This is a genomic window from Streptomyces sp. NPDC100445 (genome assembly GCF_044759735.1).
In the GTDB taxonomy this organism is placed as follows: Bacteria; Actinomycetota; Actinomycetes; order Streptomycetales; family Streptomycetaceae; genus Streptomyces.
Map to the genome: position 1 here is coordinate 57,857 of NZ_JBIVZV010000004.1, position 24,115 is coordinate 81,971.

The following is a 24,115-nucleotide window of genomic DNA, read 5'->3' on the forward strand; positions in this document are numbered from 1 at the left end:
GCAAATACACTGGAGTCGCTTGCCAAAGATACCCCTGAGGGGTATACCTTTGGTCGACCGAGGGACCCCCTGGGGGTACTCAGTCTCACTCTTCAGGAGGAACCCATGTCCTGCTGCACGCCCGACGGCAACTGCTCCAGCACCAACGCCACGGTCGAGGTCGCCGAGGGCACCACCACCGTCTACAACGTCTCCGGCATGACGTGCGCGCACTGCAAGGCCACCCTCACCAAGGAGATCGGGGCCCTGGACAGCGTCCTGCTGGTCGACGTCGACGTCGACGCCGGCCGGGTCTCCGTGACCACCTCCGGCGAATCCGACGACGTGCTGCTGGCCAAGGTCGTCGACGAGGCCGGCTACGAGCTCACCGGCCGCGCGGCCTAACCTGCGCGGGCCTGCCGGGCCCGCCTCCCCCACTCCCCTGTTGTACTTCCCTCCGAGGAGCAGTGATGGCTACCACGGCCCCTGACACAGCCGAGGTCGAACTCGCCATTGGCGGTATGACCTGTGCCTCGTGCGCGGCCCGGATCGAGAAGAAGCTGAACCGGATGGAGGGGGTCACCGCCACCGTCAACTACGCCACCGAGAAGGCGAAGGTCGCCTTCGCCTCGAACGTCGCCGTCACGGACCTGATCGCCACGGTGGAGGCCACCGGCTACACCGCCCGTGAACCGAAGCCGCAGCCCGCGCCCGGCGCGGCCGGTTCCGCGGATGGCGGGCCGGACCAGGAGACAGCCGTCGACGAGCTGGCACCGCTCAAGCAGCGGCTGATCACGGCTGTGCTGCTGGCCCTTCCCGTCATCTCGATGGCCATGATCCCGACGCTTCAATTCGAGTACTGGCAGTGGCTGTCGCTCACCTTGGCGGCGCCCGTGGTGACGTATGCAGCGTGGCCCTTCCACAAGGCCGCGTTCACGAACGCCCGACATGGCGCGGCCACCATGGACACTCTCATATCGGTCGGCACGTCGGCTGCGTTCCTGTGGTCGTTGTGGGCGCTGTTCTTCGGCACCGCCGGCATGCCCGGCATGACCCACCCGTTCGAGTTCACGATCGCCCGAAGCGACGGCGCCGGGAACATCTATCTCGAGGCGGCCGCCGGTGTGACCGCCTTCATCCTGGCCGGCCGCTACTTCGAGGCTCGCTCCAAGCGCAAGGCCGGCGCCGCGCTGAAGGCTCTGCTTCAGCTGGGCGCCAAGGACGTCACCGTCCTGCGTGGGGACCGGGAAGAGCAGATCCCGGTCCGGGAGCTGATGGTCGGGGACCGCTTCCTGGTCCGGCCGGGCGAGAAGATCGCCACCGACGGCACAGTCGTCGAGGGAACCTCCGCGGTTGACGCCTCGATGCTCACCGGCGAGTCCGTACCCGTCGAGGTCGGCGTCGGGGACGCCGTCACCGGCGCCACCATGAACGCCGGCGGCCGCCTCGTTGTCGAGACCACCCGGGTGGGCGCCGACACCCAGCTGGCGCGGATGGCCAAGCTGGTGGAGGACGCACAGAACGGCAAGGCCGCTGCCCAGCGGCTCGCCGACAAGATCTCCGCCGTCTTCGTCCCCGTCGTCATCGCCCTCGCCCTGGGCACCCTCGGATTCTGGCTGGGCAACGGCGCCGGGATCACGGCAGCTTTCACAGCCGCCGTCGCAGTGCTGATCATCGCCTGCCCCTGCGCCCTCGGGCTGGCCACGCCGACCGCGCTGATGGTCGGCACCGGCCGCGGTGCCCAACTCGGCATCCTCATCAAGGGCCCCGAAGTCCTGGAGAACACCCGCAAGGTGGACACCATCGTCCTGGACAAGACCGGCACCGTCACCACCGGACGCATGACCCTGCTGGCCGTCCACACCGCCTCCACCACCGACGACAAGGAGGTCCTGCGCCTGGCCGGGGCCCTGGAACACGCCTCCGAGCACCCCATCGCCCAGGCCGTCGCCGCCGGAGCCACGGACCTCGTCGGTGCGCTGCCCGCCCCGGAGGACTTCGCCAACGTCCCCGGCTTGGGCGTGCAAGGAATCGTGGACGGGCACGCAGTCCTCGTCGGCCGCGCGCAACTGCTCGCCGAATGGTCCATCGCCCTGCCCTCCGCACTGCAGCGCGCCAAGGCCGCAGCTGAGACCGCCGGGCGCACGGCCATCGCGGTCGCCTGGGACGGCGAAGCGCGCGCGGTCCTGGAAGTCGCCGACGCCGTCAAGGAGACCAGCCCCGACGCCATCGCTGACCTGCGTACTCTGGGCCTCACTCCCATCCTCCTCACCGGTGACAACAGGGCCGTCGCCGAGGCGGTTGCAGCGGAGGTGGGCATCGAGCCCGAGCAGGTGATTGCCGAGGTCCTGCCCCAGGACAAGGTCGACGTCGTCAAGCGCCTGCAGAACGAGGGGCGTTCGGTCGCCATGGTCGGCGACGGCGTCAACGACGCGGCCGCTCTGGCGCAGGCCGACCTCGGTCTGGCCATGGGCACCGGTACGGACGCGGCCATCGAGGCCGGCGATCTGACCCTGGTCCGAGGTGATCTGCGGGTCGCCGCGGACGCCATCCGGCTTGCCCGTAAGACCCTGGGCACCATCCGGTCGAACCTGTTCTGGGCCTTCGCCTACAACATCGCCGCCCTGCCCCTCGCCGCGGCCGGACTCCTCAACCCGATGATCGCGGGCGCGGCCATGGCCTTCTCCTCGGTGTTCGTGGTCGGCAACAGCCTGCGCCTGCGCCGCTTCCAGGCCGCCGCCCGGTAGCGGACGGTCACCGCACCAGCGCGGCACCAGGCCGCCTGAGCGCCCCGGATTCCGCTCATTTCTCCCCTCCCGCCCCTTCCAGCCTTACGTCTGTTCGAGAGAGGTCAGCAATGTCAACCGTCAACCCACGGCGCTGGTGGGCCCTGGTCGTGCTCGCCGCCGCCCAGTTCATGGTCATCATGGACACCTCGATCATCGGGGTCGCACTCCCAGAAATGCAGAAGGATCTCGGTTTCTCCCAGGGCGAGCTGCAGTGGGTGTTCAACGCCTACGTCATCGCTTTCGGCGGCCTGCTGTTGCTCGGCGGACGCCTGTCCGACCTACTCGGTGCCCGCAGGGTGTTCACGGCGGGCTGGGCCGTCCTCATCGCGGGCTCCATCGTCGCGGCCGCTGCCCAGACGGCGTGGGTGGAGGTCATCGGCCGGGCTGTCCAGGGCACGGGGGGCGCGCTCATCGCGCCGTCCGCGATGACACTGCTGATGATGCTGTTCGGGCACGATCCCAAGGAACTCGGCAAGGCCATGGCCCTCTACGGTGCGGCAGCACCGGCCGGCGGCACCGCAGGCGTGTTCCTCGGCGGCGTCTTCACCCAATGGCTCAGCTGGCCCTGGGTGTTCATCATCTACATCCCGATCGGCGCCGCCACGCTGGCCGCCACCAAGCTGCTCCCGGCAGTGCAGGCCAGGCGGGGCGCGGTCGACGTGCTCGGGGCAGTCACAGTCACCGCAGGTCTCGCGCTCGCTGTATTCGCCGTGGTGAGGGCACCCGAGGCGGGCTGGGGCTCGGCCCAGACCATTGCCGAACTCGTTGGCGCTGCCGCCTTGCTGGCCTTGTTCCTCGTGGTGCAGAATACCGTGCTGGAGCCTTTGATGCCGCTCGGCATCTGGCGGGTGCCGCGTCTGGGCTCGTCCAACCTCGCCATGGCGCTACTCGGTGCGGCGTGGATCCCGATGTGGTACTTCCTCAACCTTTACCTCCAGCAGGTCCTGGGCTACGGGGCGTTCGCCTCGGGTGCCGCGCTGTTGCCGATGACTGGGCTGCTGATGCTGTTCATGACGGCGATCACCGCGCGACTGCTTGCGCGTCTGGGTGCCAAGCCCCTGATCGGTGGCGGTCTCCTGGTCCTCGCGCTCGGTCTGCTGTGGTTGTCGGCCGTGAGCCCGACCGGAACGTTCGTCGTGGATGTGCTGCCGGCCTCGCTCGTCGCCGCTCTTGGCATGTCGCTCGCCTACATTCCGGCGATGATGGCCGCCATGTCCGGTGCTCCTCAGGAGCAGGCCGGTCTGGCCTCCGGCATCGTCAACACCACCTACCAGGTGGGTTCCGCGCTCGGCCTTGCGGCCCTGACCGCGCTGGCCACCTCCAAGGGCGCCGACCAGCTGGGCAACCTTCCCGCTCTGACGGACGGGTTCAGCGCCGCGTTCCTCGGTGCTGCGGTCATGGCGGCCGTCGGCGGCATCGTCACCCTGCTCGCCATGCGTACCGAGAAGGCGATCGCAGCGGGACAATCGTTGCAGGCCACGGATGAGCAGATCGGGGTCTAGCGGCGGGTGATCGCCGCAAGGCGGCCACAAGGAGTCAGTCGGAGGCGATAACGGCCGGTCCAGGGACGCCTCCGGCGTAGCCGCCGCAGAGAGAAGGGATCCGGTGATGACGCCTCGACCGACGCCGTCCGACAGCGGGCCGTCGTATGAAGTGACAGCGGCCTGGTGGTCCTTGGTCCGCAAAGGGATCGGTCATCCGCTGACGCGTACGGCGACGGCCGCGTTGCTGCGGGCTGTGGCTGCTCATCTCGGCCAGGCGGGTGCTGGAGTGGACCGAACGAGCAACTGCGTCTGCCGGGCATCGCTTAGACCGTGTCCTACGTGGTGAGGCGTCGTTGAACTCGGCATGGGGCGGGGTATGTGGAGTTGGATTGTTCCGGACGGGTTGTGGGAGATCGCGCAGCCGCTGATCCCTCCGTCGAAGGTGCGGCCGCAGGGCGGCGGAACGCAGGACACGCCTGATGAGACGCTCTTCGCCGCGATCATCTACGTCCTGGTATCCGGGTGTGCCTGGCGTGCGTTGCCGCCGTGCTTCGGCATCTCGAAGTCGACCGCCCACCGGCGGTTCTTGATCTGGTCCAGAGCCGGTGTCTGGGGCCGTCTCCACGAGGCCGGGTTGCACCGGCTCGACGACGCCGGCCTGGTCGACGTCACCCGGATCGTCCTCGACACTGCCCACGTGCGCGCTAAAAAGGGGGCGAACACACAGGTCCGAGCCCCGTGGACCGGGGCAAGCCGGGTTCCAAGATGCACGTCCTGTCGGACGCGAACGGCCTGCCCCTCCTCGTCGGCGTCTCCGCCGGCAACACCCACGACAGCGAAGGGCTGAAGCCGATGGTGGAGGGTCACCAAACGAGACACGACCCTCACCGCGGCCGGTACTTCAAGCCCCAGCGCCTGCACGCGGACAAAGCCTATGACCGCGCTGATCTGCGTAGATGGCTGCGCGGTAAGCGCATCGGAGTGCGCATCGCCCGCAAGGGGATCGAGTCCAGCGAGCGATTAGGGCGACGCCGCTGGGTCATCGAGCGCACCATGTCGTGGCTGTCCGGCTACCGGCGGCTCAGCCCCCGCTACGAACCCGATCCCCGCAACTACCTGGCCTTTCTCGGCCTCGCCGCCGCCCTGTGCTGCTACAAGCGACTGCTCCGCCTCACCACGTAGGACACGGTCCTAGGCGGAATCAGAAAGCGCGGGGGACACGACAAGCAGTGCCCGCTCGTGCAAGGACTTCGCCAGGACAGCCCCGCCAAGCCGATCGCCAACGTGCCGGCCTGGCTGCGGCGGCCGCCCCGAGCCTACCGCGTCGCTGTCCGACCGGAAATCAAGAACCCCATGTGCCGTCGGTGTGCGTTCACGGTGATGCAGTGCGCGAGTCGACACAGCCGACACGTGACGATCGTCGCTGCGGCAATCGCCGCCGGTCCATAAGCCCTGGGCCTCGTGGTGCTGGAGGCAACGTTGTTCCATGCCCAGGCGACCGGCCGTCATGCCGGCACACGTGCCGATCCCACCGCCGCACCGGCGCCGCCTCAGCGCGGCACAAGCAACCTGCTGACATGCATCGACTCTGGCCGATTGGACATGGGGGGCAAGTGACTGAAAAAACAGGTCACTTGGTGGGCGCCGGCCCGAGGCTGAGTGGTCCTCCCATGCTTCGGCTGCGTAGCGAGGCCGCGCAGAGCGTGCCCGTCTCTGCCATTGGCGGCCTCTCGTCACCACTGGGGTCAGGAGGGGAGTACACCATGTGTGTCCCGGACAGTCCGGGGTTTGCGAGTTCCTCCCTCCTGGAGCAGACGTGTAAGCACATAGCGGAAGTCATCTAGTGACGATCCTGGCGGTGGCACCTTGCCGACGACCTTCTGTACCGGCCTGCCGCGTGGCGGACACAGCTGCGCAGCCATCGTGACACGGTCGATGGTCACCATGGTCACCGACCGCTGCAGCACCGTCGTATGCGGTTCGACTGCTTCCACAGCTCATGAAGCGGCGGCAGGAGTCCGCATCGCCTGCCGGTGAGCGCGTTCGCCCCATGGCTTCCCCGGCGTTTCCCTCTCACTTTGGCATGGCAGGTTCCGCTGCCCGTCCCCCGCTCCAGGAATCCAGATGCCTCCCACGAAGGGATTGACCATGAGCAAAATCGCTGTGCCGCTCGGCGCCGCAGCCGCTCTCGCGTTGAGTTTGACGGTCGGTGGACAAGCCGCCTCGGCGCAACAGGCCGCCGCTGCCTCATCCTCGCAGGTGGCTCGACCCACCATCATCGGCGGCCAATACGACAGCGCGCCGTGGTCGGCCGATGTCCATTACACCGAGAACGGCCACGGAGGGATCTGCTCCGGGGCGATCATCGCTGCTCAGTGGGTGCTGACGGCCGGGCACTGCTCCGGCGACAACGAGGTCGTCTATGTCGGCAAGCCCGAGCTGAAGAGCGGTACCAAGGGCACGGTCGACAAGAAGTACACCGACCCGGCGACCAAGGGTGACCTGCTCCTGCTCCACCTGTCGTCCCCGATCCACACCGCCTACCTCTCCGTAGGGAGCAGCAACCCGGCCACCACTTCGACCGTGCAGATCTGGGGTTGGGGTGACACCACACAGGGGGGCAGTCATTCCGACCGGCTGAAGTCCGGTCACATGAAGGTCGAGGGCACCAACTGCACGGACGTGCAGAGTGGACCGGCACTCTGCCTCGTCAAGGGGCCGGACATCTCGGCGAAGGGCGACTCGGGTGGTCCTGCCCTCTACGACGGCGTGGAGGTCGGACTCGACAGCCGCGGCGACGACACAACGAAGTCCTACGCGCAGATCGCCCCGCACCGGTCGTGGATCAAGAAGACGGCCGGCGTCTGAACGGGACCCGTTCAAGTTCAGCACCCGCAAGTACCGGGATCAGACGAAGGGCTGCGACGACCGCAGCTTCAAGATGCCTACCTCAGGTACAACATCCCCTGCCCCTCTCCGCCCCCCATGTCCCAGGAATGACGGCCCCAAGGACTGTCATGAGCCTGACACGTTCCTATGTCCCTTCTTTCACCGAGAGGAAGAACTCCATGCATAGGCAGACCCTCAAACGCCCCCAAGTTCTCCTGTCCGCCGTAACGGCCGGCACCCTGGCCGTCACCGCCCTCGCCGTGTCCGGAAAGGCCGGCGCCACGCCGAACCACCCCGTCCCTGCAGCTCTGACCTGGCATCAGGTGTGTGCCGCGCCCAGCACCACGACGGCGTCCTGTGACGTCATGAAGGTCGACAACCCGCACGAGCGGGTCTCCGCCTTCGGCACCGCCACCGCCGCAACCCCGTCCGGCTACGGTCCCACAGACCTTCAGAGCGCCTACAAACTGCCCGCCGACGGAGGCGCGGGCCAGACCATCGCGGTGATCGACGCCTACGATGACCCGCGCGCCGAGAGTGATCTCGCGACCTACCGCAAGCAGTACGGGCTGCCCGCCTGCACGACCGACAACGGCTGCTTCAAGAAGGTGAACTCCTCCGGCCAGACCTCCCCCCTGCCGTCCACGGCCAGCGCTAATCAGGGCGCCGAGGACTCACTGGACCTGGACCTGGTCTCGGCCATCGCTCCGCGCGCGAAGATCCTCTTCGTCGAGGCATCCAGCGGGACCATGACCTCGATGGGTACCGCCGTCAACCGTGCCGTCACACTCGGCGCCAAGTTCATCTCCAACAGCTACATCTTCAAGGGGTCCTCCTCCGACCCGACCTACGACAAGCAGTACTACAACCACCCGGGCGTCGCGGTGGTCGCGGGCAGCGGCGACTGGAACTACTCCTGGGGAGTCGGCTACCCCTCCAGTTCCCCGTACGTGACCTCGGTCGGCGGAACCTCACTGGTCAGGGCGTCCAGTACCCGCGGCTGGAACGAGAGCGTCTGGAACAGCAAGACCAGCGAGGGCACCGGCTCGGGCTGCTCGGCGTACGAGCCCAAGCCGTCCTGGCAGAAGGACCCGGGGTGTTCCAAGCGCATGACCGCCGATGTCGCTGCCGTGGCCGACCCGGCACACGGCGTCGCGGTCTATGACAGCTACCAGGAGAACGGCTGGAGCGTCTACGGCGGAACCAGCGCCGCCACCCCCGTCATAGCGGGTGTCTACGCCGACGCCGGTGTACCCACCGCCGGGTCCAACCCGGCGTCCTACCCCTACGCCCACCCCGACGCGCTCAACGACGTGACCGCAGGCAACAACGGCACCTGCTCTCCGGCCTACTTCTGCACGGCAGAGCACGGTTATGACGGCCCGACAGGCCTCGGAACGCCGAACGGGACGGCCGCCTTCCACAACTGACCGGCATCTCGTGCTGCGGGTGGCACCTCCTCACCACCCGCAGCACGTCTACGTGTGCCTGGCAGAGGGCTGACGCGCAGCGATGATCGCCGGGCGTCATCGAGCAGGCGTTCCGTCCTGACGCCGCCCGCGGCAGGCCCGCGTTCCAGGCCGCGTAGATGAGGCCTCGTCCACCGCAGAGTTCTTTCGTTCCATGAGCCTTTTCCAACTTGGTTCGTGCGCATGGCGGTTGGGCTGACAACGTGGTGAAGCCCCTGGTAGATGGGTTTTCGACCAAGAGAACCGTCTTCGCCAGAGGCTTCACGTGCTTGTCTACCCGTCGGGTGTCGACGTGTCCAGCTCTGCCCTCCGCTTCCTCACGCAGCAGTTGCGACGGCACCGCCGTACGATCGGTTCCCGTTGGCGGTGCCTGAGCGCTGGCCGTCAGGCTTTGCTCACACTCGCCCATCTGCGGGTGGGGCACACGTATGCCCAGCTCTCGGCCGGGTTCGGCGTCGCAACCACGACGGCCTACCGCTATGTCACCGAGGTTGTCGAACTCCTGGCCACTCTCGCCCCCAGCCTTCACCGACGCGGTGCGGACCGCCTCGGTGAAGGCGTTCGTGATCCTGGACGGCACGCTCCTGCCGATCGACCGCATTGCCGCGGACCGGCCGTTCTACTCCGGCAGACACAAGAAGCACGGGATGAACGTGCAGGTCATCGCAGACCCCTTCGGCCCACTGCTGTGGACGGCACCGGCCCTGCCCGGTGCCGTCCACGACATCCGCGCGGCCCGCGAACACGGCATCGTGGACGCCCTCGCCGAGGCCGGCACCAAGTGCTGGGCCGATAAGGGTTACCGGGGTGCCGGCGGCACGGTCCGCATCCCGTGCTGGGGACGGTGGGAGGCCCTCTCCGCAGGCCAGCAGGCGGTCAACCGGTCCCACGCGAAGATCCGGGCCCTCTCGAGCAGCCCGTCGCCACCCTCAAGTCCTGACGGCTCCTGCGCAAACTACGGTGCTCGACCAACCGGATCACCAGCCCCGGCCAGGCCGTCCTCACCCTCCATCTGACCAGCTAAGAGTGAGGATGGAAAAGGCTCCATGATCCCTCCATGCGCTGACTGTCATGGTGTGACGAAATGAGCGTGGCACAGAGTCAGATCCATCCACTACGCACGGCGTGCAGGGCGAGTTGGAACCGGGTGACGGTGCCGGCTCGCTGGTTGAGTTGTTCGAGGTTGCGGGACAGGGTGCGGCGGCTGATGCCGAGCAGTTCCGCGATGGTTTCGTCGGTGACGCCGGCGCCGAGCAGTTCCAGCATCCGGACGTGGATGGGACGCAGCGCGGGCGGGACACGGTCGCTGAAGTGCATGGGGAACGCCGAGCGCCAAGAGGTCTCGAAGAGTCCGGTGAGCGCGGACAGCAGGCTTGAGGGGCGCACCAGGAGCAGGGAGTTGTTGACCTCGGCCTCGACGAAAGACATCGAGACGATCGCCAGCCGCCGGTCGAAAATGGTGAGCTTGACAGGGACGGTGGGCAGCACTCGGGCCTGCTCACCTGCGGAGATACAGGCTTGGATGTTGGCGGCGTAGTAGGCGTGGTTCTGCACGGCGGACTTGGAGTAAACGACCCGGTATTCGACGCCTAGTTGCAGGTTCTCCACCTCGACCGGGTTGGCGCCAGCTGGGATGTGGTAGGGCGGGGAGTCGAAACGCAGAACCTGCGATTCCACCGTCCTCTCGGCGTGCCGGATCCGATCGATGATCTGGGCGTCGGTGACCACCTCGATGAGGTCGTCGGTGGCCTGCGGGCATACCGAGCGCCGGTAGTCGCGGTAGGCATTGGCCGCGGAGGTCTGGGCCTTGTGCAGTTCCGCCGCCCTGGTGTGGGACAGGTGGTCTAGGGCGATGGTGGGATCCACCGGGACGGCTTGGGATCGGTCCGGCGCGCAGGCTGCGGCCAGGCCCAGGTCGACGAGGCGGCCCAGGGACTGCTCGGCCTCATCAGGCTTCCAGCCGAGGTGTTCAGCCAACTCCACTGCGGCAGTACGACCGGTGCGCAGCATCGCCAAGTAGAGTCCGGCCTCTCGGGCTGCCAACCCGAGACAGTGCAGATGCGCCAGCAGGTCGTCGTCGCTCATGGGGGGGTCCTTCACACCGAGGGCGGACGTGGCTGCTTGAAAGCGGGCGGGATTCCGGCGATCCGGACGCGATGGTTCCGACCGAGATGGTGGCACGGACGGGCTGTGTCCGAACAGGTCCGGGACGAGGAGATCCGCACCGGTCTCCGCGCGCTGTAGGTTCCTGGATTCTGCTTGCCTCGCCTGTCTACTTGTGGCCGCTGGCAACAGGTCGCCACCACGGCCGCGCGCCAGGGAGTACACCAGGGCAAGCCCGGAACACCGCCGGGGCCCAGCCTCCCCCTTTCTTCTGGAGCCGACGTGCGCCCACGTGCCCGCAGACCTGCCCTGGCTGCTCTTGCAGCCGCCGCCCTTACCGCCCTCGCCGTGCAGCCCTCCTACGCAGCGCCGGCATCCTCTGCGGGAGGCGGGGTCCGGCTCGTGGCTGGAGCCCTCGCCGACCGGTACATCGTGGTTCTCAAGGACACGGCCGGCCCCGCAGCTGGGGCACGGGAGGAGGCAGCACGGCTCACCCGAGCACACGGCGGGAGGATCCGGCACACCTACACCACGGCGCTGCACGGGTATGCAGCCGAGATGACCGCAGAGGAGGCGCGCCTGACCGCCGCCGACCCGGCCGTGGCCTACGTGGAGCAAGACGCCGTGCAGCACAGCTCCACCACCCAGACCGACCCCCCGTCCTGGGGCCTGGACCGCATCGACCAACGCAGCCTGCCCCTCGACCACGGCTACACCTACGAGACCACGGCGAGCAACGTCACCGTGTACCTCGTCGACAGCGGCCTGCGCACCACCCACACCCAGTTCCAGGGCCGGGCGAGCATCGGTGTGGACGAGGTCGGCGACGGCCGCAACGGGCAGGACTGCCTGGGCCACGGCACCCATGTGGCCGGGACGGTGGGTGGCAAGGACTACGGGGTGGCCAAGGGCGTCAAACTCGTCGCCGTCCGCGTGACCAACTGCAACGACAGCGCAAGCACCTCCGCGATCATCGCCGCAGCGGACTGGATCACCGCGCACGCGACCAAACCCGCCGTGGTCAACATGAGCATCAATGGCCCGGCGAGCAGCAGCGAGGACGCGGCGATCAAGAAGTCCATCACCTCCGGCATCACCTGGGTCGTCTCCTCTGGCAACGGCGGAACAGACGCCTGCAAGAACTCCCCGGGGGACATCGACACCGCGATAGTGGTCAACAACTCCGACTCAACCGATACCCGACGCTCCAGCTCCAACTACGGGCCGTGCACAGATCTCTTCGCGCCCGGCACATCCATCACCTCCGCGTGGAACAGCAACGACACGGCCACCAACACCATCTCAGGCACCTCCATGGCGGCCCCGCACGTCACCGGCGCCGCCGCCCTTTGGCTCAACGCACACCCCACCGCCGCACCCGCCGACGTCCAAGCCGCACTGATCCACAGCGCCACGACCGGCAAGATAGGGGGCGCGGGCACCAACACCCCGAATCGGCTGCTCTACACCGGCGCCACCACTTCTGGCAGCGCGGTCTTCTCGGATGACTTCGAGTCGGACAAGGGCTGGCTGGTCAATGCTGCCGGTACCGACAACGCGACGTCGGGAGCGTTCGAGCGGGCCATCCCGCAGCAGACCACATCCACCCACAGCAACCAGGTCAAACAGCTGACAGCAGCCTCCGGCTCCTACGCACTGACCACCGGCGCGGCGGCCGGCACGGCATACGGGGACAACGACCTGGACGGCGGCCAGACCACCATCTTCTCCCCGCAGATCACCCTGCCCGCCAGCGGCCCGCTGACCCTGCACTTCACCTACAACGTCACCAACGGCGACAACTCCGGCACCGACGACTACCTGCGCATCCGTGCCCTTGACGGCACCACGCCCACCACGGTGTTCGAGAAAACCGGCTCAGCCAGCGAGGTCGCCGGACAGTGGCAGACCGCCACCGCCGACCTGTCCGCCTTCGCCGGCAAGACCATCCGCGTCCACCTCGAAGCCGCCGACGCCGGCAACCCCAGCCTCTTCGAAGCCCAACTCGACAACCTCACCATCACCCAAGGCTGAGAGCCCATCGGTCTCCGCCGCTGCGACGCTGAGCGCACCAGCGGCGGTGCGGCACCACCCGGTTCGTCACCCCTTCCAACCCTCATCAGGAGGTCGGCACTCATGCGCCGCTTGCGCATAACAATCGTGGCCGGGGCTTCGGCCCTTGCCCTCCTGACGGGAGCAAGCCTGCTCTCGTCGTCCCCACAGCCCTCCCCCACGAACTTTTCGGCGGATCCCGTCGCCTCGGCCGTCCCTCAGTTCGACCATGTGGTCGTCGTGATGTTCGAGAACAAGAACTACTCGACCATCAAGGGCGGCTCCAGCGCCCCCTACCTCAACTCCCTCGCCTCCCAGGGGACGCTGTTCACCAACGCCTTCGGGATCACCCACCCCAGCCAACCGAACTACATCTCCCTGTTCTCCGGCTCCCAGCAGGGCATCACCAACGACGACTGCATCAGTAAGCCGTTCCAGGCCGGCAACCTCGGACAACAACTCCTCAACGCCGGCCGCACCTTCAAGGGCTACTCCGAGGGACTTCCGAGCGCCGGGTACACCGGCTGCAGCAGCGGCGACTACCGGCGTAAGCACGCCCCCTGGGTGGACTTCCCCACGGTGAGCGGTTCCGCGTACAACGTGCCGTACTCGTCGTTCCCCAGCGATTACAGCAAGCTGCCCACGGTCTCGTTCGTCATTCCGAACATGTGCAATGACATGCACGATTGCTCCGTGGGCACCGGTGACGCCTGGGTCAAGAACAATCTCGACGGGTACGTCCAGTGGGCCAAGACGCACAACAGCCTGCTGATCGCCACCTTCGACGAGGACAACTTCACCTCCGTCAACCAGATCTACACCGTCTTGGCCGGCGCTCACGTCAAGGCGGGCCATCAGTCGAACACCCAGATCAATCACTTCAACGTCCTGCGCACCATCGAGGACATGTACGGCCTGCCCGCCCTGGGCAACGCGTCCGGCAAGTCCCCCATCACCGACGCCTGGACGTCCTCCACTTCGGCACTGACCGTCACCGATCCCGGCGGTCGGAGCAGCAGCGTCGGCCAGGCGGCCTCGCTGCAGCTGTCCGCCTCCGGGGGCAGCGGCCCCTACTCCTGGTCGGCCACCGGGCTGCCCGCCGGGCTGTCGATCGACTCCGCGACCGGACAGGTCACCGGCACTCCGACCGCCGCCGGTACCTCCACGGTCAAGGTGACCGTCAAGGACGCCACCAGCACCACGGCGTCCGCCTCCTTCACCTGGTCCGTGACCGCCCCCGGTGGCACCAGCGCGGTCTTCTCGGATGACTTCGAGTCGGACAAGGGCTGGCTGGTCAATGCTGCCGGTACCGACAACGCGACGTCGGGAGCGTTCGAGCGGGCCATCCCGCAGCAGACCACATCCACCCACAGCAACCAGGTCAAACAGCTGACAGCAGCCTCCGGCTCCTACGCACTGACCACCGGCGCGGCGGCCGGCACGGCATACGGGGACAACGACCTGGACGGCGGCCAGACCACCATCTTCTCCCCGCAGATCACCCTGCCCGCCAGCGGCCCGCTGACCCTGCACTTCACCTACAACGTCACCAACGGCGACAACTCCGGCACCGACGACTACCTGCGCATCCGTGCCCTTGACGGCACCACGCCCACCACGGTGTTCGAGAAAACCGGCTCAGCCAGCGAGGTCGCTGGACAGTGGCAGACCGCCACCGCAGACCTGTCCGCCTTCGCCGGCAAGACCATCCGCGTCCACCTCGAAGCCGCCGACGCCGGCAACCCCAGTCTCTTCGAAGCCCAACTCGACAACCTCACCATCACCCGAGACTGACCAGCAGCACCCCGATCGGCTGGAGGCCGGAACCGCTGCCATCGGTCCGGCCTCCAGCGCCCTTTTCCCGACCGCGCCCTGAGGAGGCGAACCCGGCCGTGTATCTGTCCACCATCGACCGATCCAGAAGAGGCGGTACGCGCCGGGGCCCGCGCACAACTGCCGGCGCAGTGGGTGCCAACGTCCTGGCGCTCGGGACGGTGAGTCTGCTCACCGACGTCTCCGCGGAAATGATCACTGCTGTCCTGCCTTTGTACTTCGTGCTCACATTGCAGCTCAGCCCGGCCGCTTATGGTCTGATGGACGGCCTCTACACCGGCGCGACCGCCTTGCTGCGGCTGGTCGGAGGGTATGCCGCCGATCGCTTCCGCAGGCGCAAGACGGTCGCCGCGGCCGGCTACGGCATCTCCGCCCTGGCCAAGCTGGGCCTGGTGGCCGCCGGATCCTCCCTTCCCGCACTCGGCGCGGTCATCATCGCCGACCGTGCGGGAAAGGGACTGCGCAGCGCACCACGTGACGCGCTCATCACCTTGTCAGTCGCTGAACCGGTGCTCGGCCAGGCGTTCGGTGTCCACCGGGCCATGGACAGCATGGGCGCCTTCGCGGGGCCGCTGGCCGCGCTCGGCGTCCTGGCGGCCGTCGGGACAACCAGCCCGGCGGCCTTCGACGCGCTGTTCGTCACCAGCTTCTGCGTCGCAGTCCTCGGGCTGCTGGCCCTAGCCGTATTCGCCCGCGACCGCCGCGACGAGCAGCCCGCCGCCACCCCCGTCAGCCTGAGGACCGCCGCCCGCCTGCTACACGCCGCCCCCGTTCGCCGACTGCTCTGTGCCGCCGGGCTCCTGGGGCTGGCCACCGTCGGTGACGGCTTCGTCTACCTGCTGCTCCTGCGGCGTCAGGCCGTGACAACCGGCTGGTTCCCGCTCATGGCGGTGGGCACCAATCTCGTCTACCTGATCCTCGCCGCTCCGCTCGGGGCGTTCGCGGACCGCCACGGCCGCCGCACCGTGCTGCTCGCCGGCTATGGCGCGCTCGTAGCGGTCTATCTGCTGCTGTGCAGCCCGCTGCCAGGTATCGCCGTGATCGTGGCCGTGCTCTGCTGCTATGGCGCGTTCTACGCTGCCACCGACGGAGTCCTGATGGCCCTGGCCGGTCCCCTACTGCCGGCGGACCTGCGCACCACCGGCCTGGCCTGTGTGCAGACCGTCCAAGCTCTTGCCTATTTCCTCTCCTCCGCCGCCTTCGGGCTCGCCTGGACGACATGGGGAACCACCGCGGCAACCGCGGCCGCTGCGGTCACCGCGGTCACAGCCGTCACCGTCACGGCCGCCGTCCTGGCAGGCCGACCACAGCAGGAGGCCCCCGCGTGACCGGCCGCACCACCCGCATCACGATCCAGGTCGCCGCCGTCACCGCACTTGCCCTTGTGGCGGTCGTGGCCATCGTTGTCGCCAGAGGGACAGGATCGTCCGCTCAGGCGGCGACCGGCCGGGTCTCGCTCGCTCCAGGAGCCCGCCTGGTGGCGCGCAGCACCGCCTCGGACAGCAGGGACCGTTTGATCTCGGTATCGGCGGGCGACCCCGCCGGGAAGCGCACCGCCTCGTCATTGTCGTGCGCAAGGGTGTACGCGGCCGGTGGCACCGGACTGTGCCTGCGCCTGGATGCCGGGCTGACGACCTACCAGCTCGCCGTCCTCGATCGGCACCTGAAGACAGTCCGGGAGATCCCCCTGGTCGGGATACCCAACCGGGCCAGGGTCTCGCCCAGCGGCCGGATGGTGGCCTGGACCGTCTTCGTCACGGGCGACTCCTACAACGGCGGACGCTTCTCCACCCGCGCCGGCATCCTCGACACCCGCACCCAGGAGCTGATCCCCACGCTGGAGGACTGGTCGGTCACCGTGGACGGCCAGCCCTACCGGGCCCGGGACCTCAACTTCTGGGGTGTGACCTTCACTGCCGACGACCGTCACTTCTACGCGACCATGTCCACGGCTGGCCACCGCTACCTGATCCTCGGTGACATAGCCACCCACCACCTGACGGCCCTCATGGACAACGTCGAGTGCCCATCGCTGTCTCCCGACGGCACCCGCCTCGCCTTCAAGTCCGCCCGCGGCGGAGACCCCGCCCACGGCTGGCGCCTGTCGATCCTGGACCTGGCCACCCGCCACGTCACCGCACTTGCCGAGACCCGCAGCGTGGACGACCAGGCCGCCTGGATGGACACGCGGACCGTTGCCTACGCCATCAGCCGGGGCCGGGGCCGCTCCGATGTGTGGAAGGTCCCGGCCGACGGCACAGGCACACCCCGCATCCTGATCCCCGACGCGGAGTCCCCCGCCGCCCTCAGCCCGACTACCCAGGAGGCCCAGTGATCAGCGCTTTCGATCTTTTCACCGTCGGTAGAGGGCCTTCCAGCTCCCACACCGTGGCATCGATGCGTGCTGCCCGTCGCTTCGCCACCGCCCTGTCCGGGGCGGCACTTCTCAACCGTGTCGAGTCCGTGCGTATCGAGCTGTACGGATCGCTCAGCGCAACCAGACCGGGCCACGGCACCGACAAGGCAGTCTTCCTCGGACTGATGGGGGAGGAACCGGCGACGGTCGACGTGCAGACGGCCGACGAACGAGTCCGCCGACTGGCCCAGGACCGGCGGGTCCCATTGCTGGGCGTCCGCTCTGCCGACTACGACTTCGTCCTGTACACACACGCCGTGCCCCAGCACCCCAACGCCCTCACCTTCACCGTCTGCGACAACGAGGGGCTTGTCCTGCACACGCGGACTCACTCTTCGGTGGGGGCGGGTTCCTGCACGGCGAGCAACCCTCTAGTTCGATCTCTTTGATCAGCCTCGGGTCCAGATGAGGATGCCCGCGAGGTGGAGTGCGGCCTGGTAGGCGATCGTGAGCTTGACGTTCGTGTTGCCAGGCCGCGCCACTGCTTGAGGCGGTCGATGCACCGCTCGACGGTGTTGCGCTGTTTGTATGTTTCGCTGTCGAAGCCAGGCGGATGGCCCCCGAGTCGGCCTCGCCGCAGGCGGTGGCCAACCTGGTCGGACGGCTGTGGGATGACCGCACGGACGCCCCGACGCCGCAGGTGGCTGCGGATGCCACGCGAGGAATACGCGCGGTCGACCAGGAACGGCCGGGGGCCGGGTCCGGGGCCTGCCCGGCCAGTGCGGGACACGCGGATGCGGGACGTCACCGTCTCGAAGACGGGCGCGTCACCTGCCTGGCCTGCGGTGACGGTGAAGGTCAGGGGCCGTGCGCGGCCGTCTGCGGCCAGGTGGACTTTGGTGCTCAGCCCGCCGCGGGAGCGTCCGAGCGCGTGATCGACCGGCTCATTTCGGCCTTGAGCCCCCTTTTGAGCGCTCCGGCGGCGTGCTGGTGGGCCCGGACGACCGTGGAGTCCACCGACACTGTCCAGTCGAGGTCGTCGACGGCGTCCGCTGCCGCCAGGACGGCGGTGAGGATCATCTCCCAGGTGCCGTCGACGGCCCATCTGATCAGCCGTTTGTGAGCGGCCTGGAACGAACCGAGCTCGTCGGGCAGGTCCCGCCAGGGCGAGTTGGTGCGGTACTTCCACGCGATGGCCTCAAGCGTGCGGCGGTGGTCGACCCATCACCGCCCACGGACCGGATCGGCCGGCATCAGCGGCTCGATCCGGTCCCACATCGCATCGGTGATCACTAATCGGACGGACACATCTGATCAACTGACCAATCCATAGCGCGCTGCCGGAGGGGCATTCCCGCGCGCCTCGGTCACTCACCGCCTCCGGCAAGCGCCCGGTCCGTGGTGCACGTTGGCGGCGCCGTCCCACCGCATCTGGCCACCTCACGCCAACTGCGGCAGATGGCCACCACCCCGGCCTTGAAGCCGATAGGAGTGGGGCACCGCCCCATGCTGCGAGGAGATACCGTCCCATGCACCCAGCTCAGATCCGATTCACCCCCGAGGCGACCCCAGCTGTAGTCCCCGCAGCGCGCCAGTGGGTTTCGGCAAAACTTCGAGACTGGGGTGTACCGTTCGACGAGGACCTGCGCTGGCGCCTGGAACTGGTCGTGTCGGAGCTCGTCACCAACGCCGTGCTGCACGCGGGCGGCCGGCTGACCGCCTCGATCGCTCTGGAACACGACCTTCTCCTCTTCGAGGTCCACGACGGCAGCACTACTACCCCGCGGCCGCGCGCGGCGGGCCCCTGCGACGAATCCGGACGCGGACTCGCGCTCGTCGCAGAACTCTGCCTGATCCACGGCAGCGAACTCACAACCTTCGGCAAGCGCTGCTGGGCCGTCCTGCCACTGCAGTCACACACCGATCAAACCAGCACCACGCCCGGCAGCGACACCCTGTGCGACTCAGCCCGCTGGACCGTCACCCAGGCAGGAGCACAGCTGCTCGCCCGGCTCCTCGTACCCGAAGGGAACACCAAACCACCCATATGCGCTCAGCTCGGTGAACCAGCAACGGCATCCAGTTCGCCGAACACGCACTGGATGCCGTTGCTGTAGTCGGCCCTGTAACGCCTCGGCGTCCAGGGGTGCTTCAGCAACCCCTCAGCCTGAAAGCACCGCATGCGTTCCACGCACTGACGCGACCGTGCGGCAGCGTCTGGAGAAGCTCGACCGATTCCTGGGCGCCGAGTGGCGGCTTTCCGCTCCCGGCGGAGATCAGCTGTGCGATCTCCTCGGTACGCTCCGACAATCGGCGCGAGACGTGGTCGAGCACCGTGGCACGGAGATGGCCCCGTGGACCAGCCGGGACGGCGGCCGCACCCTCACCGGCCCGCTGAAGCTCTCGGACCGGCCGGCCATTCCGACCTCGTCCAGCTGGACCGCCGCACGGTGGGCGTCCTCTACGAGACCGGCCGCACCCGCCCCTACGACTGGATCGAGTTCCGCCGGCTCACGTCCTGGCGGACCGGGCGCTCCTACTCGTGGTAGTCGTACGCCTTCGCCCAGATGGAGTGCTTCGGGCCGGACAGCTGCAGGCGCATGTAGTACGCGTTGCCCGGGGCGGCGTTGTTGAGGTCCAGGCGCCGCTGGGCCGCGTCGTGGCAGTAGTCCCAGCCGCTGGTCGCCATGACCTTCTTGTCCTTGGTCCGTACGATGGCCGCCCTCAGCTTCGCGCCGTCGTGACCCCAGCAGCCGAAGTTCACGGCCAGGTGGCGTCGGTCCGGGATGAAGTCACTCGTGGACCAGTAGTGGGTGGCCGAGTGGGTCTTCGGCCCCCAGATCAGGTGCCAGCCCGCCCGCTGCGGGGTGGCGTGGGAGGCCGAGCCCACGGTGGCCGCAGCGGCGTGCGCTGCGGGCTGGGCGTCGGCGGGGGTGGCGCCGGCGGCCAGGCCGGCGCCCATGAGAAGGGCGGCTACGGCGAGCGTCGCCCGGTTGCGTACGGTCGTGGATGACATGCGTGTCCTTTCGGTCGCGGCGCCCGCCCCTGGGCGGGGCGGACGCACCAAACAGTGGCGCTCGAAGGAACGGGCCTGCCCAGAGGGCCTGTCCGGCTCGAACACCACCGAGTTTTCGCACCCCGCAGGTTGTTGCGCAGGTCCCCTCCGCCGCATGAAACAAAAACGGATCGCCCTGTGGGGGCACGGCTCCGGCGGCCGATTACCACGTTGTGCACAGGTCCGGAGTTTGCTTGGGTGGCTGGGCAGACGCAGTGCATGACGGGGGAGCTGATGGGGCGCCAGGAGACGCCGCTCGATCCGGGCCGGGGTCCGGTGGAGCGCTTCGCCTTCGAACTGCGCAAGCTGCGCCAGGAGGCCGGTGGCGTCACTTACCGGACCATGGCCCGCGGCTGCGGCTATTCGGTCTCGACCCTGTCCCGCGCCGCCGCCGGCGAACAGCTGCCCTCGCTGCCGGTGGCCCTCGCCTACGTGGCCGCGTGCGGCGGCGACACCGAGGAGTGGGAGCGACGCTGGCAGGCCGCCGCCGAGGAGACCACCCGCGCGGCCACCGACGAGGACGACACCGACGCGCCCTACCAGGGACTCGCCCGGTTCGAACCGTCCGACAGCGCACGCTTCTTCGGCCGGGAGCGGCTGGTCGCCGAGGTGCTGGACCTGATGCGGGACCGCCGGCTGGGCGCCGTGTTCGGCCCCTCCGGCAGCGGCAAGTCCTCCCTGCTGCGCGCCGGGCTCATCCCCGCCCTGCGTGAGGAGCCCGACCCCCGGCTGCGCCCGGCCACCGTCCGCATCCTCACCCCGGGCCCGCACCCGGCCCGCACCCACGCCACGGCGTTCACGGCCGCGGCCGCCCCGGGTGACACGGTCGTCGTGGTCGACCAGTTCGAGGAGGTCTTCACTCTCTGCGCCGACCCCACCGAACGGACGGCGTTCATCGACCTGGTGCTGACCGCGCCGGACCCCGGGTCGGGGATCCGCGTGGTGCTCGCCGTACGGGCCGACTTCTACGGCCGCTGCGCCGACCACGACGGCCTCGCCCGCGCCCTCGGCACGGCCGGTCTGCTGGTCGGCCCGATGAGCCCCGAGGAACTGCGCGCGGCGATCGTCAGACCGGCCATGGCGAGCGGCCTCATCGTGGAACAGGCCCTGACCACCCGGATCGTCGAGGAGGTCGCCGGTGAACCCGGCGGGCTGCCGCTGATGTCCCACGCGCTGCTGGAGACCTGGCGCCGCCGCAAGGGCCGCACCCTGACCACGGCCGCCTACGACGCCAGCGGCGGCCTGCACGGAGCCGTCGCCCGCACCGCCGAGGACGTCCTCGGCGGCCTCACCGGCGACCAGGTGGACACCGTGCGCCGCGTCCTACTGCGGCTGATCACCCCCGGCGACGGCGCGCCGGACACCCGCCGGCCCGTCGCCCGGGCCGAACTCGCCGCCGACGGGCATGGAGCGGGCACCGCCGTCCTGGAACGCCTCGTCCGGGCCCGGCTGCTCACCCTCGACGAGGACACCATCGACCTCGCCCACGAGGCCCTCATCACCGGCTGGCCCCGGCTGCGCGCCTGGGTCGACGCCGACCGCGAGCAGCTGCGCACCCACCGCCGGCTCACCGAGGCCGCGACCGCATGGGAGGCGCTGGACTGGGACCCGGGCGCGCTGTACCGGGGCACCCGGCTGGCCGCCGCCGAGGAGGCGTTCGCCGACCCCGGTCGGCGCCGGGCGCTGAACGCCGCCGAGGCGGAGTTCCTCACCGCGAGCCTCGACGCCCGGGCCCGGGAACGCAGAGCCGCCGCCCGCACCACCCGGCGCCTGCGCGCGCTCGTCGCCGCGTTGACCGCACTGCTCCTCGTCGCCCTCGCGGCCGCGGGCATGGCCGTGAAACAGCGGGCGGCGGCGAACAGCGAGCGGATCACGGCGGTGGCCCGGCAGATCACGGCGGAGGCGGACCGGTTACGGGGGGACGAGGTGCCCGCCCAGACCCAGGACGTGGCGCTGGCGGCGCTGCTGGACGTCACGTCGTACCGGATGCGCGGGAGCGCGCGGGCGTACACGAGCCTGGTGCAGGCGGCGAACTCGGCGCTGTTCAGGGACGTGCCGGAGCAGGGCCGGGTGAGCACCGGAGTGATCTCCGGGCTCGGGGGCGGCCGGCGGCTGGCATACGACAGGCGGCAGCGCGTCATGGCCGTCGTCGGCGAGGACGGGAACGTGAGGCTGTGGGACACCGCCCGCTTCACGCACCCACGGCGCGTGGGCCGGACCCTGCCGGGCAGCGTGGTCGGCATGACTCCCGACGGGCGGGTGCTGGCCGCAGGGGGCCCCGGCATCGGCGTACGGCTGTGGGACGTCTCCGATCCCGCGCACCCCGCGCCGCTCGGCTCCGTTCCGGTGCCCGACGACGGTTTCGACGTGTCGTCGCTGGCGTTCGGGAACGACGGTCACCTGCTCGCGGTCGGTACGGGCAGCATCGCCCTGTGGGACGTCACCGATCTCCGGAAGCCGGATCGGCTGGCCCGGTCCCTGCCCGGGGACCTGTCCGCGTTCAGCCCCGACCGCAAGGTCTTGGCCACCGCCGACACCCAAGGAGGCACGGTCCGTCTGTGGGGCACCTCGCACCGGGGAAGCCCGCCCGCCCTCGGGGTGCTGCACACCCGCACGGACAACGAGACCATCCTTTCCTTCAGCCCCAACGGACGGTATCTCGCCACGAACGGGGCGGGGACCGGCCAGGTGCCGCTGTGGGACGTCCACAGGCCGGACCGGCCCACTGCCTCCGGCTTCGTGCTCGGCACGTCCGACGCCACCGAGGCCCAGGCGGTGGCCTACAGCCCCGACGGCCGGATCGTCGCGATCAGCGGGGACAACGGCGTCCAGCTCTGGAACATCGATGCCTTCGAGCTGCCCACGCGACTAGGACAGGTGCTGGGGCAGCGCTCGTCGGCAGGCATCACTCCGGTGTTCGCCCCCGACGGGCGCAGCCTGATCACCGAGGACGGGGTGCTGCGGATCTGGAACCTTCCGCCGGGGGTTCTGCTCGGGTGCGGGACCGGCACCACTGGATTCTCCCCGGACGCGCGGACCATGGCGACGGCCTGCGCCGAGGGCGGGCCGGTGCGGCTGTGGGACATCACCGATCCCGGCGGCCCCCGGCCGCTGCCCGTCACGCTTCCCGGCACCGCCGGGCAGTTCGCCCCGCACGGGCACCTGCTCGCCGTCACCACGCCCGACGGCGAGATACGGATCTACGACGCGACCGACCCGGCACGGCCTCGCGCCCTCGGCAAGCTCGCCGCCGCCCGCGACCACAGCATGGTCCTCCTGGCCTTCTCTCCGGACAAACGCGGCCTGGTCACCTACGAGGAGACGAGCAATAGCGCCCAGGCCATCGGGTCGGGCATCGGGGACGGCGACGGCCGCATACCCGGCTTAGAACCCCTGGACGACGGGATCCGCATCCGTACCTGGGACCTGGGCGACCCCCGGCACCCCCGGGAGACGGGGCGGGCCGTCGTACTGGAGAGGAACGCCGGAGCCGGTCCGGTCGCCCGCGCCCCGGACGGTCGCGGGCTCGCGGTCGTGGACGAGGACCGGCGCATCCTGCTGTGGGACACGAGCGACCCGGGGCACCCGCGCCACCGCGGCCGGTCCTTCGTCGGCGACGTGCCGGCCTTCGCCCCACACGGCCACACGCTGGCTATCGGCAGCGTGGACGGCACCGTACGCCTCTGGAACACCGCCGACCCGGCCCACCCCACTGCGCTGGGCGCCGCGCTCGACGCCGACGGCTCCGTCACCGGCCTGGCGTTCGACCCCGCCGGGACCCGGCTGGCGGTGGGCACCAGCGACGGGCTGATCAAGCTGTACGACGTGACCGACCCGGCCCATGCCACGGCGATCGGCGATCCGCTCGTGGGGCACACCGCCGAGACGGACAGCCTGGTCTTCGCCCCCGGCGGCCGGGCCCTCGCGAGCGGCGGCCTGGACGGCACCACCCGGCTGTGGACGCTGGACGCCGAGCGGAACATCCGCCGCATCTGCGCGGTCACCGCGGACACCCTCACCCGTGCCCAGTGGCGCCGCCACGTAGGGGACCTGCCCTACCGCAACACCTGCCCCTGACGGCGGCCTACAGCAGCCCCGCCGCAAGG

At 69.2% G+C, this 24,115-nt stretch carries 16 protein-coding genes and 2 pseudogenes; 15 read left to right on the plus strand and 3 right to left on the minus strand.

Annotated features, from left to right (window positions below):
• The first annotated feature begins 105 nt into the window (after positions 1 to 105).
• The 7 genes and pseudogenes from ACIQVT_RS12005 (at position 106) to ACIQVT_RS12035 (ending at position 9,634) form a co-directional block, all read left to right on the plus strand.
• Positions 106 to 384 carry a heavy-metal-associated domain-containing protein gene (locus ACIQVT_RS12005; RefSeq protein WP_403751060.1) on the plus strand — a complete coding sequence of 93 codons (279 nt, stop codon included), beginning with the start codon at positions 106 to 108 and terminating at the stop codon, positions 382 to 384.
• 65 nt (positions 385 to 449) lie between these two features.
• Positions 450 to 2,726: a heavy metal translocating P-type ATPase gene (locus ACIQVT_RS12010; RefSeq protein WP_403751062.1), complete on the plus strand. Its 2,277-nt coding sequence runs from the start codon at positions 450 to 452 to the stop codon at positions 2,724 to 2,726.
• A gap of 110 nt (positions 2,727 to 2,836) precedes the next feature.
• The gene (locus tag ACIQVT_RS12015) at positions 2,837 to 4,270 is read left to right on the plus strand and encodes an MFS transporter (protein WP_403751064.1); all 1,434 of its coding nucleotides are present in this window, start codon (positions 2,837 to 2,839) and stop codon (positions 4,268 to 4,270) included.
• A 346-nt stretch (positions 4,271 to 4,616) separates the two neighbouring features.
• Positions 4,617 to 5,434, plus strand: a protein-coding gene (locus tag ACIQVT_RS12020; protein WP_403751066.1) for an IS5 family transposase whose coding sequence is annotated in 2 segments (ribosomal slippage) — positions 4,617 to 4,959 and positions 4,959 to 5,434 — 819 coding nt in all. Because the reading frame shifts where the segments join, the coding sequence is not laid out codon by codon here.
• Between the two features lie 1,077 nt (positions 5,435 to 6,511).
• On the plus strand, positions 6,512 to 7,120 hold the full coding sequence (locus ACIQVT_RS12025; RefSeq protein WP_403751068.1) for a S1 family peptidase: 609 nt from the start codon (positions 6,512 to 6,514) through the stop codon (positions 7,118 to 7,120).
• Between the two features lie 200 nt (positions 7,121 to 7,320).
• Positions 7,321 to 8,571, plus strand: a complete 1,251-nt coding sequence (locus ACIQVT_RS12030; RefSeq protein ID WP_403751070.1) for a peptidase S8 — start codon at positions 7,321 to 7,323, stop codon at positions 8,569 to 8,571.
• A 304-nt stretch (positions 8,572 to 8,875) separates the two neighbouring features.
• A pseudogene (locus ACIQVT_RS12035) lies at positions 8,876 to 9,634 on the plus strand (transposase family protein).
• 77 nt (positions 9,635 to 9,711) lie between these two features.
• On the opposite strand, the gene ACIQVT_RS12040 reads toward ACIQVT_RS12035, so the two are convergent.
• Positions 9,712 to 10,695 (minus strand): helix-turn-helix transcriptional regulator, encoded by a 984-nt coding sequence (locus ACIQVT_RS12040; protein WP_403751072.1) that lies wholly within the window; start codon positions 10,693 to 10,695, stop codon positions 9,712 to 9,714.
• A gap of 450 nt (positions 10,696 to 11,145) precedes the next feature.
• Between ACIQVT_RS12040 and ACIQVT_RS12045 the strand changes: the two genes are divergently transcribed.
• The 5 genes from ACIQVT_RS12045 to ACIQVT_RS12065 all read left to right on the plus strand — a co-directional run bounded on the left by ACIQVT_RS12045 (position 11,146) and on the right by ACIQVT_RS12065 (position 17,403).
• A complete protein-coding gene (locus ACIQVT_RS12045) occupies positions 11,146 to 12,747 on the plus strand; it encodes a S8 family serine peptidase (RefSeq protein ID WP_403751775.1) in 1,602 nt (533 codons plus the stop codon).
• Positions 12,748 to 13,008: 261 nt separating this feature from the next.
• Positions 13,009 to 14,559 carry an alkaline phosphatase family protein gene (locus tag ACIQVT_RS12050; RefSeq protein ID WP_403751074.1) on the plus strand — a complete coding sequence of 517 codons (1,551 nt, stop codon included), beginning with the start codon at positions 13,009 to 13,011 and terminating at the stop codon, positions 14,557 to 14,559.
• A gap of 98 nt (positions 14,560 to 14,657) precedes the next feature.
• Positions 14,658 to 15,926 carry an MFS transporter gene (locus ACIQVT_RS12055; protein WP_403751076.1) on the plus strand — a complete coding sequence of 423 codons (1,269 nt, stop codon included), beginning with the start codon at positions 14,658 to 14,660 and terminating at the stop codon, positions 15,924 to 15,926.
• Positions 15,923 to 16,933, plus strand: coding sequence for a hypothetical protein (locus tag ACIQVT_RS12060; protein WP_403751078.1), 1,011 nt, complete (start codon positions 15,923 to 15,925; stop codon positions 16,931 to 16,933). Before ACIQVT_RS12055 ends, ACIQVT_RS12060 begins: the two co-directional genes overlap by 4 nt.
• Positions 16,930 to 17,403 (plus strand): serine dehydratase beta chain, encoded by a 474-nt coding sequence (locus ACIQVT_RS12065; RefSeq protein WP_403751080.1) that lies wholly within the window; start codon positions 16,930 to 16,932, stop codon positions 17,401 to 17,403. The genes ACIQVT_RS12060 and ACIQVT_RS12065 overlap by 4 nt, the downstream gene beginning before the upstream one ends.
• Here the strand turns inward: ACIQVT_RS12065 and ACIQVT_RS12070 are convergent.
• A pseudogene (locus tag ACIQVT_RS12070) lies at positions 17,404 to 18,262 on the minus strand (IS5 family transposase).
• Between the two features lie 221 nt (positions 18,263 to 18,483).
• On the opposite strand from ACIQVT_RS12070, the gene ACIQVT_RS12075 reads away from it, so the two are divergent.
• Together ACIQVT_RS12075 and ACIQVT_RS12080 are read left to right on the plus strand one after the other, a co-directional pair.
• The gene (locus ACIQVT_RS12075) at positions 18,484 to 19,071 is read left to right on the plus strand and encodes an ATP-binding protein (RefSeq protein WP_403751082.1); all 588 of its coding nucleotides are present in this window, start codon (positions 18,484 to 18,486) and stop codon (positions 19,069 to 19,071) included.
• 237 nt (positions 19,072 to 19,308) lie between these two features.
• On the plus strand, positions 19,309 to 19,503 hold the full coding sequence (locus ACIQVT_RS12080; protein ID WP_403751084.1) for a hypothetical protein: 195 nt from the start codon (positions 19,309 to 19,311) through the stop codon (positions 19,501 to 19,503).
• Here ACIQVT_RS12080 and ACIQVT_RS12085 read toward each other — a convergent pair.
• The gene (locus tag ACIQVT_RS12085; protein ID WP_403751086.1) at positions 19,491 to 19,970 is read right to left on the minus strand and encodes a hypothetical protein; all 480 of its coding nucleotides are present in this window, start codon (positions 19,968 to 19,970) and stop codon (positions 19,491 to 19,493) included. The two genes, ACIQVT_RS12080 and ACIQVT_RS12085, sit on opposite strands and share 13 nt — an antisense overlap.
• 237 nt (positions 19,971 to 20,207) lie before the next feature.
• Here ACIQVT_RS12085 and ACIQVT_RS12090 point away from each other — a divergent pair, with 237 nt between their 5' ends.
• On the plus strand, positions 20,208 to 24,086 hold the full coding sequence (locus ACIQVT_RS12090) for a helix-turn-helix domain-containing protein (protein ID WP_403751088.1): 3,879 nt from the start codon (positions 20,208 to 20,210) through the stop codon (positions 24,084 to 24,086).
• Positions 24,087 to 24,115 lie beyond the last annotated feature (29 nt).